The organism is Anoxybacillus sp. PDR2, from assembly GCF_009834045.1.
GTDB classification, from domain to species: Bacteria; Bacillota; Bacilli; order Bacillales; family Anoxybacillaceae; genus Anoxybacteroides; species Anoxybacteroides rupiense.
In genome coordinates this window covers 1,235,538-1,252,454 of the sequence record NZ_CP047158.1, presented here as the reverse complement: position 1 = coordinate 1,252,454, position 16,917 = coordinate 1,235,538, and the positions used below count along the sequence as shown (strand labels likewise).

General features: G+C 41.2%; 15 protein-coding genes. 3 read left to right on the top strand and 12 right to left on the bottom strand.

Annotated features, from left to right (window positions below; all coding sequences use genetic code 11):
• The first annotated feature begins 115 nt into the window (after positions 1–115).
• Positions 116–475 (top strand): YugN family protein, encoded by a 360-nt coding sequence (locus tag GRQ40_RS06070; RefSeq protein WP_044746619.1) that lies wholly within the window; start codon positions 116–118, stop codon positions 473–475.
• Positions 476–485: 10 nt separating this feature from the next.
• On the opposite strand, the gene GRQ40_RS06065 is transcribed toward GRQ40_RS06070, so the two are convergent.
• From GRQ40_RS06065 to cyoE, 8 genes are all read right to left on the bottom strand, one after another.
• On the bottom strand, positions 486–797 hold the full coding sequence (locus GRQ40_RS06065; RefSeq protein WP_066147095.1) for an Asp23/Gls24 family envelope stress response protein: 312 nt from the start codon (positions 795–797) through the stop codon (positions 486–488).
• A 694-nt stretch (positions 798–1,491) separates the two neighbouring features.
• Positions 1,492–1,959 carry a DUF420 domain-containing protein gene (locus GRQ40_RS06060; protein ID WP_066147093.1) on the bottom strand — a complete coding sequence of 156 codons (468 nt, stop codon included), beginning with the start codon at positions 1,957–1,959 and terminating at the stop codon, positions 1,492–1,494.
• Positions 1,960–1,983: 24 nt separating this feature from the next.
• The gene (gene ctaG, locus GRQ40_RS06055; protein ID WP_080860938.1) at positions 1,984–2,889 is read right to left on the bottom strand and encodes a cytochrome c oxidase assembly factor CtaG; all 906 of its coding nucleotides are present in this window, start codon (positions 2,887–2,889) and stop codon (positions 1,984–1,986) included.
• A gap of 104 nt (positions 2,890–2,993) precedes the next feature.
• Entirely contained in the window at positions 2,994–3,326 is a 333-nt protein-coding gene (gene ctaF / locus GRQ40_RS06050; RefSeq protein WP_066147089.1) for a cytochrome c oxidase subunit IVB, read from the bottom strand.
• 4 nt (positions 3,327–3,330) lie between these two features.
• Positions 3,331–3,951 carry a cytochrome c oxidase subunit III gene (gene ctaE / locus GRQ40_RS06045; protein WP_066147087.1) on the bottom strand — a complete coding sequence of 207 codons (621 nt, stop codon included), beginning with the start codon at positions 3,949–3,951 and terminating at the stop codon, positions 3,331–3,333.
• Positions 3,951–5,807, bottom strand: coding sequence for a cytochrome c oxidase subunit I (gene ctaD / locus GRQ40_RS06040; RefSeq protein WP_066147085.1), 1,857 nt, complete (start codon positions 5,805–5,807; stop codon positions 3,951–3,953). Before ctaD ends, ctaE begins: the two co-directional genes overlap by 1 nt.
• A gap of 37 nt (positions 5,808–5,844) precedes the next feature.
• Positions 5,845–6,912 (bottom strand): cytochrome c oxidase subunit II, encoded by a 1,068-nt coding sequence (gene coxB / locus GRQ40_RS06035; protein ID WP_066147082.1) that lies wholly within the window; start codon positions 6,910–6,912, stop codon positions 5,845–5,847.
• 85 nt (positions 6,913–6,997) lie between these two features.
• Positions 6,998–7,915: a heme o synthase gene (gene cyoE / locus GRQ40_RS06030; protein WP_159719569.1), complete on the bottom strand. Its 918-nt coding sequence runs from the start codon at positions 7,913–7,915 to the stop codon at positions 6,998–7,000.
• Positions 7,916–8,351: 436 nt separating this feature from the next.
• On the opposite strand from cyoE, the gene GRQ40_RS06025 reads away from it, so the two are divergent.
• Positions 8,352–9,317: a COX15/CtaA family protein gene (locus GRQ40_RS06025; RefSeq protein WP_156450496.1), complete on the top strand. Its 966-nt coding sequence runs from the start codon at positions 8,352–8,354 to the stop codon at positions 9,315–9,317.
• An 11-nt stretch (positions 9,318–9,328) separates the two neighbouring features.
• Here GRQ40_RS06025 and pyc read toward each other — a convergent pair whose 3' ends face one another.
• From pyc to GRQ40_RS06010, 3 genes are all read right to left on the bottom strand, one after another.
• Entirely contained in the window at positions 9,329–12,772 is a 3,444-nt protein-coding gene (gene pyc, locus GRQ40_RS06020) for a pyruvate carboxylase (protein ID WP_080860944.1), read from the bottom strand.
• Positions 12,773–12,837: 65 nt separating this feature from the next.
• The gene (locus tag GRQ40_RS06015) at positions 12,838–14,058 is read right to left on the bottom strand and encodes an FtsW/RodA/SpoVE family cell cycle protein (protein ID WP_066147076.1); all 1,221 of its coding nucleotides are present in this window, start codon (positions 14,056–14,058) and stop codon (positions 12,838–12,840) included.
• A gap of 132 nt (positions 14,059–14,190) precedes the next feature.
• Positions 14,191–14,478, bottom strand: coding sequence for an Fpa/YlaN family protein (locus tag GRQ40_RS06010; protein WP_044746631.1), 288 nt, complete (start codon positions 14,476–14,478; stop codon positions 14,191–14,193).
• Between the two features lie 157 nt (positions 14,479–14,635).
• On the opposite strand from GRQ40_RS06010, the gene GRQ40_RS06005 reads away from it, so the two are divergent.
• Entirely contained in the window at positions 14,636–15,130 is a 495-nt protein-coding gene (locus GRQ40_RS06005) for a peptidyl-prolyl cis-trans isomerase (protein ID WP_159719568.1), read from the top strand.
• A gap of 351 nt (positions 15,131–15,481) precedes the next feature.
• Here GRQ40_RS06005 and GRQ40_RS06000 read toward each other — a convergent pair whose 3' ends face one another.
• Positions 15,482–16,813, bottom strand: coding sequence for a PhoH family protein (locus tag GRQ40_RS06000; protein ID WP_159719567.1), 1,332 nt, complete (start codon positions 16,811–16,813; stop codon positions 15,482–15,484).
• Positions 16,814–16,917: the final 104 nt, after the last annotated feature.

Below are 16,917 nucleotides of genomic sequence, written 5' to 3'. Positions count from 1 at the left end.
TCACACTGTTTCGTCAAAAATAAACTATTGATTGAAAGTTGAACGCTTTCATACTATTATAAATGGAGAAGGATTTTTCCTTTACCGGGAATTGGTGCATAGGAGGGAATATAGAATGAAATTTGAAAATACAGGAATTGAAAACCAAACAGCTGAATTATCTGATTTAGACGAATTGATGGAAAATCTAGGATTTGTACGTGCAGGACAATGGGATTATGAACGTGTTACATACGATCGCAAATTCGAAATTAAAAACGATGTATACTATCTTCGAGTACAAGGCTATGCAGTTGAAGGAGAAGTTGATTCGCGTTATGCGCTCATCAAATTAATCACTCCGATTCTTGGCAAGCACTATTATCCGCACGGCGTTGAGTATGGGGAAGGAGAAAATTTTCCAACTTCGTTGATTAATCAATGTCAAACCCTTTTAGAAAAACTTAAAAGTGAATTAACAAAAATCAATGCATGAGATCACGATCTCATGCATTTTTTTCTTGATGATCTATTAGACGTTTTACAAAAATATGGACATGCTTGACCTTGAACGGAGTCATTGTTTCGATTTCACGAGCAATTCGCTCCTGCATTTCCTCACACACAGAAATAATGGACGAACTGGTCCGCATCACAGCAGTGATTATAATCGTACAGGCAAAACCTTCATTTAGCAAAATATCAACCGTTGTTTCATCTATGACGATTTCTTGCCGTTCGTGCAAACACATCATCGCAACGGTCATCAATGTCGAATAAGCTGCATTCGGTCGACGCAAGCGAATGGCCCCTTTCATTTTTCATCACCCGAACCTATATGAAGAAATTCATACCTTTTCTAACATCCAAACATGCGACCGATATACCATCGCTGAACACCTCAACATTTGTATGAATAAAAGCCCCGCATGTCTTTCAACTGATTAGACTTTGATCAATTCCTTCGCGTCGCACAACTTGTCTTCGAGCGCCAAAAACAGCTGCCACCTTCTCACTTTCCGGATCTGATTCATGCCCTCTCAAGTTTTATTTATATATTATAACCATGATGCTAGAGGAATGTTACGCGCAACGATATAGACATAACTTGACATGCCTCCATTTGCATGGAGACGGGGCTCAATAGTCAGGTGAGCGAACCGCGCTGATTCACAAAACCAGCCATGAGCCTGAACACGTTGTCGTTTCATCCTTTGCTACACAATTATCCTTCCATTCCGACCGTAAATTTTGCAGATACCGTTCGTTTCATCTTTTCCGTTGTCTTTATACAGCATGAGAACACTAAAGTGAATCGATTCTACCTGACGCCATGCTTCTATAATGATCAGGAGTGTTAATTAGCCAATCCCCGAAGTTGGCGAGCAAATCGGCTTCATGCTTAAGTAAAATAACGGATCTTCAACACTAGTGCTATATGATATTTATATGCTGCCTGCCCTCTCTTGTTTCTTCATAAAAGAAAACCCCCGGCATTTGCCGCGGGGAGCGCTAATACCCTAAAATCGCTTTAATCATGGAGGTAGTTTCCCCACCATGATAGACGACATAGAGAAGGCAGTAAACGACAACTCCTGTCACTGCCGTAAAAAACCAAATAACACTTGTAATCGGTCCTAATTTTTTATGTTTAATCAAATTGTTTTTCCATCCCGTTAAAAGTGTAACAACGCCAAAAACAGCGCCGACAGTCGCTAGTACGATATGGAAGAAGAGAAAAATAGTATAATAAACTTTTACTGAAGCAGGGCCACCAAAGCTTGTGTTCCCGATAAATACAGTTCTTGACAAATAAATCAGAAAAAAGGCAAGTGCAAAAATCGCTGCCCAAAGCATGGTTTTCTTATGCGCTTCGATCCTTTTTTTTCGAATGAGATACCAGCCATACGCTACCAGCGCAGCACTAATAACAATGCAGCTTGTACTGATAGTGGGCAAAATTGGCAATGAATGTGTCATATCCTCTCCTCGCTTCGTCTTTAATTATGATTCGGAAGGGTGTGGTGGTACAACTGTTTCTATCGATTCCTTCTCGCGTTCTTTTTGATACCATTCAATAAACACAAAAAACAGCATAGCTCCATACACAATTTCTTGAATAATTTTCATTAAAACACCGCCTAGCTGTTGGTCATGAAGAAGAGACATCGATAGAAACATTTCTGGTCCCGTTAAATGCAAAGATGCCAACGTTGCTTTAGGCACACACAGCTGCAAAGCGTTGAGCCATGCCTGCGGATCGGAAAATGTTCGATAAAGCGGTTCATCCGCAAAAATAATTAGAGCACATGCAGGCGTCAGCAGCACACCATTAGCGAAAATATACCCAACCTTTTTAATTCCTGAAAGAGTTTGCCATTCGGTCAGCTTGTTCAGCATCGGCCACCACATAAAAAACGCTGCTATAAAAATGAGGGTAGTCACAGCTGCATGATACAGCACATTCGTTTTAATAGCATCAAAAATCAATGGCACATGATAAAAAGAAAATAAGCCATTAAACAATAACAAAGAAATAAGCGGTTTTGTAAAAAAGGAAAACAGCTTTTTGATGATGGCCATACTGAACAATTTTTCATACATCCAATTAGGAATACCTAAAATAAAGCATGGTGGAATAATTAAATATAAAACCGCCATTTGCGTCATATGGGCACTAAACATTAAATGACCAAGTAAATCAATTGGCGATCCTTTTATTATATAAAGCAGAGCCATTCCGATTAAAAAATACGTTTTTTGCTTTGCCGATGTGGGGCCCTCTGTCGTCCATTTTTTTTGCCACGGCCCAACTGCCAATATATAAAATAAACTGATCAATAATAGCGCGATGAGAAAAAACGGGCTCCACAAAGCCATAAACCCAAACATTTGCAATGATGATAGCATACTTCCCCCTCCTTCACTATTATACTACACGACTGTCGTTTGTCCACGAACTTTCACCTATGACACGAAAAAGGAAATCAGCTTGGGCTGATTTCCTTTTTCTATTACCACCAAACAATTGTCATAAAAGCCCAGATCGTAACAAAAGCTACCAATACACCACCATAAAGAAACAAAGCTGGAATTTCATGGCCTTTATGACTCATATGCATAAAGTAATACAATTGGAACGCTACTTGCACAGCGGCAAGGAGCAAAATAAACGGAACGGAAAACCAGTGTGAAAATTCATCATAACCAACTGCAAAAAACGCCACAAGTGTCAAAGCAATCATTAAAGCAAACGAAATGACCTGATGCTTCATTTCAGCAGCATTTTTTTTGCGACGATACGCTAAGTCTACCTTTGGGTTGCCTGCATTTGTAGGATTTGCCATAAAATCACCCCACCATTCCCATTAAGTATACAACGGTAAAAATAAACACCCAGACAACGTCAATGAAGTGCCAATATAAACTTGCTACATAAAATTTTGGCGCATTGTACAAGTTTAAGCCTCTTTTCGCATTACGGATCATCAATGTTGAAATCCACAATAATCCGAATGCAACGTGGCCACCGTGTGTACCGACTAGCGTGTAGAATGCAGAAGCAAAAGCGCTTTTCGTAAACACATGTCCTTCATGAACATATTCATTAAATTCGTAAATTTCAAGCCCTAGGAAGCCGGCACCTAAGAGCAATGTAATTCCAAACCAAAGCTGCATTTTTTTAAAATCGAAATTTTTCATATGGTAGATCGCGTACACGCTCGTTAAGCTGCTTGTTAATAAAAGCATGGTAGCAACGAATACAAGCGGCATTTTAAACAATTCATCAGCAGATGGACCACCAGCTGTTTTATCTCTTAGCGCCAAATAAGTGGCAAAGAGGGAGGCGAAGAGAACAGTCTCCCCCCCTAAGAATAGCCAAAAACCTAAAAATTTATTTTTCCCTTCAAGGGTGGCTTTTTCAGGCGATGCAGGAAACGTTTCTGCAGTCAATTTTTCTTCAACATGCATTATGCCTTAACCCCCTTTTCCGTTTCAAGGACTTCTTCCTTATGAATATGGAAGCCATGATCATCGACAACTGAACGTAAGAACATACAAATAAAGGTAATTAACAAGCCGCCTATTCCAACAAATAGGCTCCATGAATATTTTGCATGGTACATAAAACCAAATGCCGCAATAAATAAGCCAAGCGAGATCACAAATGGCAAAATTGAAGAATTCGGCATATGAATATCGCCTAAAGGTTCTGCTGGCGTTAAGCCTTTTTTGCCTTCCATTTTTTCAATCCATAACGCATCTAAACCACGCACAAGCGGCGTTTGAGCAAAGTTATACTCTGGAGGCGGAGAAGCAACAGCCCATTCAAGGGTACGTCCGTCTCCCCATGGATCTGCAGACACTTTTTCACCTTTCACAGATGTAATGACCACATTGATCAAAAGAATGATCGTTGCTGCGGCCATGAAAAAGGCTCCAACAGTACTAATAAAGTTCCCTGTTTCTAAGCCCTGCCCCGGTAAATATGTAAAGATACGTCGAGGCATCCCCATCAGTCCTAAGAAGTGCTGGATAAAGAATGTTAAATGGAAACCGATAAAGAATAACCAGAATGTAATTTTTCCAAGCGTTTCATTTAACATTTTTCCAAACATTTTTGGCCACCAATAATGAGCACCAGCCAACAAGGCAAAGACAACCCCGCCGACAATGACATAATGGAAGTGGGCAACAACGAAATAGCTATCATGGTATTGATAGTCTGCCGCAGCTGCCGCGTTCATAACCCCTGTTACTCCTCCCATGACGAAAGACGGGATGAAGGCTACAGCGTACATCATCGGTGTCGTAAACTTGATGCTTCCGCCCCACATTGTAAATAGCCAGTTGAAAATTTTAATACCTGTTGGAACGGCAATGGCCATCGTTGCCACAGCAAAAATAGCATTAGCAATTGGTCCTAAACCGGTTGTAAACATATGGTGTGCCCATACCATGAAGCCTAAAAACCCGATGAGCACCGTTGCAAATACCATTGAAGAATATCCGAATAAGCGTTTGCGTGAAAATGTCGCAAAAATTTCCGAGAAAATACCGAATGCTGGAAGCACGAGAATATATACTTCTGGGTGACCGAAAATCCAGAATAAATGCTCCCAAATAATCGTATTTCCTCCAGCCGCCGCATTGAAGAAATTACCCCCAAACAAGCGATCCATCATCATTAAAACAAGACCAACTGTTAGTGGAGGAAACGCAAATAAGATGAGTGCAGATGTTACAAATGTCGCCCACGTAAACATCGGCATACGCATATATGTCATTCCAGGCGCTCTCATATTGATAATGGTAACAAGGAAGTTAATACCGCCTATCAAAGTTCCAATACCGGAAATCTGTAATCCAAGCACATAAAAATCAATACCGTGCCCTGGTGATTCAAGTGATAAGGATGCATATGAAGTCCATCCAGCATCAGGCGCTCCGCCTAAAAACCACGAACAGTTGAGGAACACGCCTCCAAAAAAGAACAACCAAAAGCCTAATGCATTTAAAAATGGGAATGCCACGTCACGAGCGCCAATTTGAATCGGCACAACCGCATTCATCATAGCGAACACAAGCGGCATGGCTGCCAAGAAAATCATCGTTGTACCATGCATCGTTAACACTTCGTTATACAAACCGCCAACTAAAAAGTCATTGTTCGGCTTAGCAAGCTGAATCCGAATAAATAATGCTTCAAGACCACCTACAAGAAAGAAAAGACCACCGGCAATTAAATAAAGGATGGCGATTTTCTTATGGTCGACCGTTGTAAGGTAGTCCCATATTAGGCTCTTTTTGCGAGCTACTGTACTCACGATTTAACCTCCCTTATCGATATAGATCCCCTTTATGTTACTCCACTTTTAAGCTCATTAAATATTTGGTTAGAGCATCAATCTGTGCGTCTGTTAATTTTCCATATGTACCCGTCATTTTGTTGCCAGGCTTCACACTGTCCGGGTCTTTTAACCATTTCTTTAAGTTCTCTTCATCATGCTTTAAGATACCAGCAATGCGTTCGCGATCGCCGAAATTGGCCAAGTTTGGCGCTGTACGTGCCTGTTCTGGACGCTTGTCAGCAGGAGTAACAGCATGACAGCCAATACAGCTCTTATTAAAGATTTCTTCGCCTTCTTTTGCGACTGCGTCTGTTGCAGCTGGTTTGGCATTTTTCATTTTTTCTACCCATTGGTCAAACTCTTTTCGAGGAAGTGGTTTCACCTTAAAATCCATTAAAGCATGTGATGGACCGCAAAGCTCGGCACACTTTCCATAGAAAACCCCTTTAGCCTTGTCTGCAGCTTTCTGATCAAACTCCAACCAAAATTGGTTGTTGTTCTCCACGTTTGTATCCAATTTTCCGCCCACGGCAGGAATCCAGAACGAGTGCTTCACATCAGAAGACTTGAGATTAAAGTATACACGTTCATCAGTCGGAACGACTAAATCTTGACTTGTGATAATCCCATAATCAGGATATTCGAATTCCCACCAATAAAGATTGGCGCGTACATTGACGACGACAGTATTCTTATCGCGTTTTTCTTTGTTCATCGGCTTTACATCAGAAAGCTTAAATGTCGCCGAAACTGTCGGTACCGCCAAAATAATTAACAAGAGAATCGGAATAACAGTCCAAATAATTTCAAGCTTATGACTTCCTTCTACTTGCTTAGGAATCTTATTCTCTTCACCTTTACGTCGTCTGAAGCGAATCACAACGTAGATGAAGATAATCGTTACAACAACAATAACAAGCACCATAATGGCTGTGCTAAGCAGCATGAGCGAATACTGCATGTCTGCTACTTCGCCGGCTGGCTGAAGCGCTGATAAAAACGGCTTGCCGCAGCCGGCTAACAGAAGCGCCATTACACTAAAAAGAGAAAATAAGCGCCAATTGAGTAGCCATTTCTTCATAGCCTAATCAAACCCCTCTTTCAATATTAGATAAAGTATATGAATTCTTTCTCTAAATAAAAGTAGAAAGAATTATAAACTTGTGTTAGTCGATTGCGCAAATAACCATCGCTACAAATAAGATAGTTAAATAGTTCAAAGAATAAACAAACATCCATTTTGCCCATTTCAAATCATCTTTCATTTTAAATCCATAAAGTCCTAACGCTAGCCATCCTACATTTAGCAATGTAGCAATGATAAGAAATGGAATTCCTAATGAAAACAAATAAAATGGAAGCGGCAGCAAGCAAGCAACCCAAATCACAATTTGGCGCTTGGTCATCGCAAAGCCATGAACAACAGGTAGCATGGGAATGCCTGCTGCGCGATATTCCTCGCAGCGCTTCATCGCTAAAGCTAAAAAATGTGGCGGTTGCCATAAAAACATCAATAAGAACAGCACAAATGGAACAACATGAAAGTGCGGATCGACAGCTGTCCAGCCAATTAAAGGCGGCACAGCGCCAGAAAAGCTTCCAATCACTGTATTTAAGGTGTTGTTCCTTTTTGACCACATTGTATATAGAAATACATAAGTAGCTACACCAATTAAACCAATTACGGCCGCTGCTAATGTCGTCATTAGCAAACTAAGCGTTCCCACAGATGTCAACAAAACGCCTAGCCATAAAACCCGTTTGGGCTCCATTGTGCCTTTGACAGTCGGTCTTGTCTTTGTCCGCTCCATCAAATGATCGATATCGCGATCAATAAAGTTATTTAAACTGCAAGCTCCTGCAATGACAAGAGCTGAACCAAATAAAGTAAAAAAGACCGTTTGAAGATTTTCTAAAAAACCTTCTCCTGTAAAATAAAACGCTAACCACAGTCCAGTAAATGCTGTAATTAAATTGGAATTCACGATGCCAATTTTGATAACCGAAAGGAAATCCTTCCAAACAGTAGTGACCTTTATCTCCTCTACCTCTTCACGAACTTGAGTGGCCGCTTCATTTGCCATTATTAATTCCTCCTTACGTTCCCCGTTCCAACTTTAGAAGCGCAGGCAACATGAATACGTTTTCAAGCATTATGCAATATCTTAAATATCTTAACGTATTTTAACACATTTTTCACTGTTAATCATTTCTTTATATATTAAATCACATTTTTTTAGCGAATTGTGAATTTTTTTTGAATAATTTGTGTCAAATTTTTGAATGTCATGTCACTTTTTACATCCATCCATTATTATTTCTAACAGACTCACGATGAACATTCAATATTTTTTGCATTCGCTGTTCAATAAGCATTCATTTGTGTTTCGATGCGGCTATGGTGTACAATAGTGTTGCCTGTCGAGATTGCTCTTACTTATCTGCTTTGTGTAGATAAGCATATGCTTTACTAGATTATTGACAAAATCAATATTTTCTAATACAAGTGGGTGAAGAATTTTGCAACGCACTTTAAAATGGTTTGCTACAACAACAACGATTGCCATGCTATTTGTATTAATCGGGGGGGCATTAGTTACAAAAACAGAATCCGGAATGGGCTGCGGGCGTTCCTGGCCCCTTTGCAACGGCCAACTCATTCCATCGACGATTACCCCAGAACTGGTAATTGAGCTCAGTCACCGACTAGTATCTGGCCTTGCCGGGGTGATGGTGCTCGTTCTCTCGGTTTGGACTTGGCGAACAATCGGCCACATTCGTGAAACAAAATTTTTGGCGAGCGTTTCTTTTATCTTTCTTGTTCTTCAAGGACTCATCGGCGCAGCGGCGGTCGTATGGGGACAATCCGCTGCTGTCCTTGCCCTTCATTTCGGCATCTCGCTTATTTCGTTCGCCTCTGTTTTTCTACTTACGCTGCTTATTTTTGAGGTCGATAAGAAGTTTGACGCCGATTCCTTGATCATTGATCGCAAAATGAAGGTTCATATTTATGGCATTATCGCTTACTGCTATATTGTGGTTTATACAGGAGCGCTTGTACGTCATAAACAAGCAAGTTTAGCTTGTCCCAGCTGGCCGCTTTGCGCCAAAACGCGTCCGTTTCCTGTCCAGCTTCACGAATGGATTCAAATGGGACACCGTCTTGCCGCTGGCTTGATTATTATTTGGATTTTGTTCGCTACGATTCGTGCGATTAGATACCACAAACATCAACGTGTGATTTACTGGGGATGGATCGCATCTCTCGTTCTTGTCCTGTTGCAAATGATCACCGGTGCACTGATTATTTTTACACAATTAAATTTATACATTGCGCTCGCTCACGGATTTTTCATTTCCTGCTTATTCGGTGTCCTTAGCTATTTATTGCTTCTGGCAACAAGAAGCAAACGAAACGAACAACAGCTATCCTTGCATAAGCAATCTGTCATTGGCATAAAAAAAACAGGCGCTAGAACCTCCTAGCGCCTGTTTTTTTATTTAGTTAATTCAATTAATAAATCTCCTGCCTGAATCGCATCTCCATTTTTTACATAAATATCTTTCACTGTTCCTGAGAATGGTGCTTGTACAGTTGTTTCCATTTTCATTGCCTCTGTTATCATTAAATGATCGCCTTTATTCACCTTTTCTCCTTGCTCCACAAGCACTTTTACAACCGTACCAGGCATTGTCGCTGCAATATGGTTTGGATTGCTTTTATCTGCTTTAATCCGTTCCGCAACGGCAGCTTTAATACTCTCATCGCGTATGACAACCTCGCGCGGCTGACCGTTTAATTCGAAATAAACGATGCGTGTTCCATCCGCCTGCGGCTGTCCGATCGATACAAGCTTCACAATGAGCGTTTTCCCTTTCTCAATTTCTACTTCAATTTCTTCTCCAAGTCTCATCCCGTAAAGGAAGGTTGGCGTATCAAGAACGGAAATATCGCCAAATTTATCAACCGTCTGTGTATACTCTACGAACACTTTTGGATAAAGTGCATAAGCAATCGCATCAAAATCAGTCACTTGTCTTCCTAACATATGGAATAGCTCTTGCTTCATTTTTTCAAAATCCACTGGTTCAAGCAATTCGCCCGGTCTGACAGTAATCGGTTCGCGCCCTTTTAAAATAATGCGTTGTAGCTCTTTTGGAAAGCCGCCTGGCATTTGTCCCAAATATCCTTCAAATAGTTCAACGACAGAATCAGGAAAATCGAGCACTTCTCCGCGCTCGTAAATATCTTTTTCCGTCAAATGGTTTTGCACCATATAAAGCGCCATATCTCCTACCACTTTAGAAGAAGGGGTCACTTTCACGATATCGCCAAACAGATCGTTTACACGACGGTACATCTCTTTTACTTCATCCCAACGATCACCAAGTCCCACCGCTTTCGCTTGCTGCTGCAGATTGCTATATTGACCGCCAGGCATTTCATGTCTGTATACTTCTGTATGTGGAGCGTTCATGCCGCTTTCAAACTCTTGATAAAAGCTGCGCACATCCTCCCAGTAGCGGGATAAGTGCTCCAAGCCTTCAATGTTAACCTCTGGAGCGCGCTCTGTTCCTTCTAGCGCATAATATAGCGTATTCGCGCTCGGCTGCGATGTTAATCCTGCCATTGAGCTAACGGCTACATCGACGATATCAACTCCTGCCTCGATGGCTCTCGCATACATATAAATGCCATTGCCGCTCGTATCATGTGTATGAAGATGGATCGGAATATGAACCGTTTCTTTTAAAGCGGAAATGAGGGCATAAGCAGCTTGCGGTTTTAAAAGCCCCGCCATATCTTTAATCGCCAAAATATGAGCTCCTGCCTGTTCAAGTTCTTTTGCTAGCTCTTTATAATACCCAAGACTATATTTTGGTCGATTCGGATCAAAAATATCTCCGGTATAACAAATGGCAGCCTCAGCGATTTTCCCTGTTTGTCTAACGGCATCAATCGCCACAGTCATTCCTTTGACCCAGTTTAAGCTGTCGAAAATGCGAAAAACATCAATTCCTGCTTGTGCTGATTTTTCAACAAACTCGCGAATGACATTATCCGGATAGTTTTTATAGCCAACTGCATTCGCTGAGCGCAACAGCATTTGAAACAATATGTTCGGAATTCGCTCGCGCAGCTTTAATAGGCGATCCCAAGGATCCTCTTTTAAGAAGCGGTAGGCAACATCAAACGTTGCTCCTCCCCACATTTCAAGCGAAAATAAATTAGGCAATAGATGCGCAGTCGGTTCAGCAATATGGAGTAAATCCGTAGTCCGCACGCGCGTAGCAAGCAACGATTGATGAGCGTCACGGAATGTCGTATCTGTGAGCAGCACTTGATTTTGCTCTTTAATCCAACTGACAAGTCCCTCTGCGCCTCTCTCATCTAAAATTTGCTTTGTGCCATGAGCAAGCGGCTGTAACGGATCAATTTTTGGAATTCGTGGCTTTTCAAAAACCGGTTTCTTTTTCTTTCCAATTCCAGGAAAACCATTCACCGTTACATTTCCGATATAGGTGAGCATTTTGGTTCCCCTGTCTTTTCTTTTCGGGAAGACAAAAAGCTCTGGCGTCGTATCAATAAACGATGTATCGTACTCTCCAGATAAAAACTTTGGATGTTGTACAACGTTTTCCAAGAAAGGGATATTGGTTTTTATTCCGCGAATGCGGAATTCGCGCAAGTTGCGCAACATCTTTCTGGCTGCTTGCTCGAAAGTCAGCGCCCATGTTGATAATTTCACAAGCAAAGAGTCATAATACGGCGTAATGACTGCGCCTTGGAATCCGTTTCCGGCATCCAACCGCACGCCAAAGCCACCGCCTGAACGGTAGGCCATAATTTTTCCCGTATCAGGCATGAAGTTGTTTAGTGGATCCTCCGTCGTCACCCGTGATTGAATCGCATAGCCGTTAATTTGAATATCCTCTTGCTGAGGGATACCGATTTGTTCACTGTGCAATGAATGGCCTTCCGCAATTAAAATTTGCGACTGGACAATATCGACTCCCGTAATCATCTCCGTAATCGTGTGCTCTACCTGAACACGCGGATTTACTTCGATAAAATAAAATTGGTCTCCTGCAACAAGAAATTCGACTGTTCCCGCATTGACATACGCAACATTTTTCATTAGTTTGACCGCCGCTTCACAAATACGTTGGCGAAGCTCGGCCGATAACGAGACGCTCGGAGCGATTTCAACAACCTTTTGATGACGGCGCTGTACCGAACAATCCCTGTCATACAGATGCACAATATTTCCATCGTAGTCCCCTAAAATTTGGACTTCGATATGCTTCGGATTTTCAATTAGCTTCTCAACATATACCTCATCGCTACCAAATGCTGCTTTTGCTTCTGATTTTGCACGTTCATAAGCTTCTTTCACCTCTGCTTTTGAACGCACAATCCGCATGCCGCGGCCGCCTCCGCCCAAAGCAGCTTTAATAATGATTGGGTAGCCATGCTGCTCGCCAAAGCGAACCACTTCTTCCAAGCTATGTACGGGACCATCGCTTCCAGGAATGACCGGAATACCGGCTAATTCTGCTTGACGGCGGGCTTTTACTTTATCACCGAACATATCTAAATGTTCTTCATTCGGTCCAATAAAAACGATTCCTTCCTCTTTGCATCGTTTGGCAAACTGAATGTTTTCCGAAAGGAATCCGTATCCCGGATGAATCGCATCGACATCATGTGCCTTCGCAATTTCAATAATTCCTTCGATATCCAAATAGGCTTCGATCGGCTTTTTGCCTTCTCCAACTAAATAGGCCTCATCTGCTTTATAGCGGTGATAAGAGCCGGCATCCTCTTTTGAGTAAATCGCAACGGTTCGAATGCCTAGCTCATTGCAGGCACGAAAAACACGAATCGCGATTTCGCCGCGGTTTGCTACTAATACTTTCTGAATTCGACGTGTACTCATTTTTTTGTTCCTCTCCTCCTTTCTAATAAAACTATAACGGTTTTGCAAATTTGTAAATATGCTTTCTAAAAAGTCAGACCTCTTTTTAACGGTTTTTTTGCATGATCAACGTGTTGTTCTTTATGTTTATACTTCGCTTCATATTTAACAAACATCGAAATATTGACCATAATCCCAAGCGATGTCATAAAAAGAATGAGCGCAGACCCTCCGTAGCTTACTAAAGGCAAAGGGACACCTGTGATCGGAATCAAACCTGTTACACCTCCAACATTGATGAACGTTTGAATTCCAATCATCGAAGAAATACCAATAGCAAGCAAGCTGCCAAACGCATCATTGCATTTTCTGGCAATCATGAATCCCTTTAGAACAATAAAAGCTAGCAGCAGCAAAACAAAAGCCACCCCAAATAAACCTAATTCCTCCGCGATCACTGCGATAATAAAATCGGTATGCGACTCAGGCAAATACCCATACTTCTGAATACTTTGCCCTAATCCCAGCCCTTTTAATCCGCCAAGGCCAATCGCCAAATATGAATTCACCAATTGAAATCCCTCATCGTCTGCATACTTAAATGGATTAACAAAGCTATAAAACCGCGACAACCGTTCTGGAGAAAAAATTTCATCCCAAATAAACGGAAGCGAAACAGGAGCGACCACCGCTGCCACCATCATAAAAAACAGCAGCTGCTTCCACAGCAAACGAAAGCTTAAACCCGACGATAAAATCACACAAGAAGCAATCAGCAACACAATCATGGCTGTTCCAAAATCGGGCTGAATGGCAATAAGAAAGCAGATCCATAGTGTATAATAAATTGGAAATAACTGTCCTTTAACCGGTTCCGCCAGCTTTTTTTGCTTATTGGCAAATACTGCTGCCAAATAAATAAGCAAGCTTAACTTGACAAGCTCAGCAGGCTGAATGCTAAAGAATCCGAGTTTAAACCAGCTTGTGGCATTATTGGCAGTATGGCCGAGAAATGCCACAGCAATTAAAAGGATCGGAGAAGCAAAAAAGATCCCTTGAATGACTTTTTTCCCCATCCATACCTTATAAGGAACAAGCATCGTGATTAAAAAACAAATTCCTGAGGCAGCCAACCACATTTTTTGTTTTTGAAAAAAGTAATCGCTTGCCACTCCATAACGTGTAACCGCTGCGACCATACTTGAGCTGTATACCATAACCAATCCAAATATCGCCAGCATCCAAACGGCAATGATCAGCGGATAATCATATGATTTAACAATATTCTTAAAGAGTTGTTTATTCATCTTTCCTCTTCCCTACCAAATGTTATACTATAGTTACTAAGAAACATTCGTAATAAGATTGCGTTTTCCTTCCAAAAACGCAAAAACTCAAACGATTGCCGCAAATTCAACCGTTTGAGTTCATGTTTATCATTATCGTACGCGTTTTTTTGTAGAAGCTTCATGAAGCATTGAAAGCTCCCGTTCCAATGTATCAAGAATCGCTTTTCCATCCTTTGCATCGACCAGCCCCAACCGAATCGCAAAATCAATTTCACGCGATAAACCAAACATTTGCGTGTCAAGTACTTCTTCGTAAAGAGGGCACTGGGGCATTGTCAAGTTATCCATTTGCACTTGAATGAGCTTAACAATCTTATCCGCGTCTGTTTTAAGAAGCGCGTACGCTTTTTCACGATAATTAATCGTATCGTCCGTCACATCGATCCCTCCGTTCTCCCCTAATCCTTCTATAAATCTTAACGTGAATCGAAAAATTTTGCAAGATGAAAGACTTGTCACAAATGATCGGACATGACAAAATATTCATTTATCATTATACTAAAAACAGTACAAGATGAAAGAGGAGAGAGCAGCTATGGATCGTATTATTCCAATTAAAGGTAAGGTTAAGTTTTCCATAACTTTGGATCCCGGTGTATGGATTTTTGATGACCGCAAAGTTGACTTGCATACTTACTTTTCAGGACAGACAGAAAAAGCCGAAAAAGAGGATGAAATTCAAAAAATATCGGCATACTGGGACCGAGAAATTCAAGAAGGCGCATATTTTCCGCCAACCCTAAAAACAGAAAAGAAATTTGTCAAAGAAAAGATCATTACTGGAACATTCGGAATGCCGCTCGCTCCATTTTTAAACAATGCCGAAGTGCTAGATGATGCAACAGAGCTAATGATTGTCACCGACAACGGTGAATTCACAATTCCGCTTCAACAAGCCTACCAACTTGTTCTCGGCTTTTCGAAAGATGGAAAGCCTTTAAAAGAAAATGGGCCTGTCCACGTATATTTCGGAGACGGCTCAAACCAGAACACCCCCATCACTCATGTACGTGAGTTGATCATTCAGTGATACCGGCCATCGCAGCTGTCCGTCAGCAACGGACAGCTGCGATGGTAGACAAAGTCCATTTTGAATTTGTCTACCATCCTTTATCCAGCATAAGGACATAAGTGAATGGATTTTAGATTTGTGTTGATGCCCCAGTAAAAACGAAGGGATATCACTCGCTGCTTCCTAGCTTTTCTGCCGAAGCCGGCAAGCCCTTTATGAACAACGAACGCTTTGCGGGCCATTCCGTTGCTTGCTGGGGTTCCTGTTCGGGAGAAGAGGCAGAAAAAGCTGGGGATTGAACTAGGACAATCAGCAGTTTTTAGTAAAACAATGAATAAGCAGCACTTGTGATTTTATGAAGTATTTATATCATAGTAAATCAGCGGCAAGCTGCGCTAATCCAGAACGTTCCCCTTTGATTAAGCGAACATGACCAGCAATCTTTTGCTCTTTAAATTTTTCCACGACATATGTTAACCCATTGTTGTATTCATCTAAATATGGATGGTCAATTTGCTCTGGATCGCCCATTAAAATAATTTTGCTTTTCTCACCAACGCGCGTAAGGATTGTTTTCACCTCATGCTTTGTTAGATTTTGCGCTTCATCAATAATAATAAACTGCTCAGGCAAGCTGCGGCCGCGTATATACGTGAGTGCTTCCACTTCAATGGAGCTCATGCCGGCTAAAATCGCATCAAGCTCTCCAGGCTTTTTTGTGTTAAATAAATATTCAAGGTTATCAAAAATCGGCTGCATCCACGGCCTCAATTTTTCTTGCTTTTCTCCCGGCAAAAATCCGATATCCTTGCCAACCGGAACAATTGGTCTTGCTACAAGCAGTTTCTTATATGTTCCCAAATCTTCTGTCTGCATCAATCCGGCTGCTAATGCAAGGAGCGTTTTTCCTGTTCCAGCCTTGCCAATAAGAGTGACAAGCGAAACATCCTTGCGCATGAGCAGTTCAAATGCCATCGTTTGCTGAACATTGCGCGGACGAATCCCCCACACATGATCATAATGGAAAAGCAGCTTCTTCACTTTTTTTCCGGAGTGATCAACAATGCCAATAGCCGATGCTGAGCTGCCAAGCGCATCTTTGATAATAATAAACTGGTTTGGATAAAATGGATGGTTGGCGATTTCCGAAAGAACAATTTCGCCCTTTTCATAAAATCGTTTTAAATGGTCCATGCTGATATACAGTTCAAGAAAGCCTGTATAAATGTGATCGATATCAACCACACGATCGCTTAAAAAATCCTCTGCCTGCAATCCAATGGCATCCGCTTTCACGCGAACAAGCGCATCTTTACTTACTAAAATCACTAAACGCCCATTTTCTTTTGTTTGCTCTTCAAGAGATAAATTTTTCGCAACCGCTAAAATACGATTATCATTCGTTTTTTCAACGAAGATTTCTTGCAATTGATGAAAGGAGCGATGATTCAATTCAATACGCAGCACTCCTCCATTATCAAGTAAAATTTTTTCATGCAGCTTTCCATTTTCTCGCAAGCGGTCAATCAGTTTCGATACTTGCCGCGCATTTCTCCCAACCTCATCCATATATCGCTTTTTTGAATCCACTTCTTCTAACACAACAGCAGGAATGACCACTTCATTGTCTTTAAATGAAAAAATGGAGTAAGGATCTTGCAAAAGTACGTTAGTATCAAGTACATATATTTTATTCCCCAAATTTCCACGCCCCCATTTCATTATATTGGTTAAATTTTTTTGGACGGGATTGATGTTATATACTATGAGCCAATGTATAAAGATAGAAGGTGATTCACAAAATA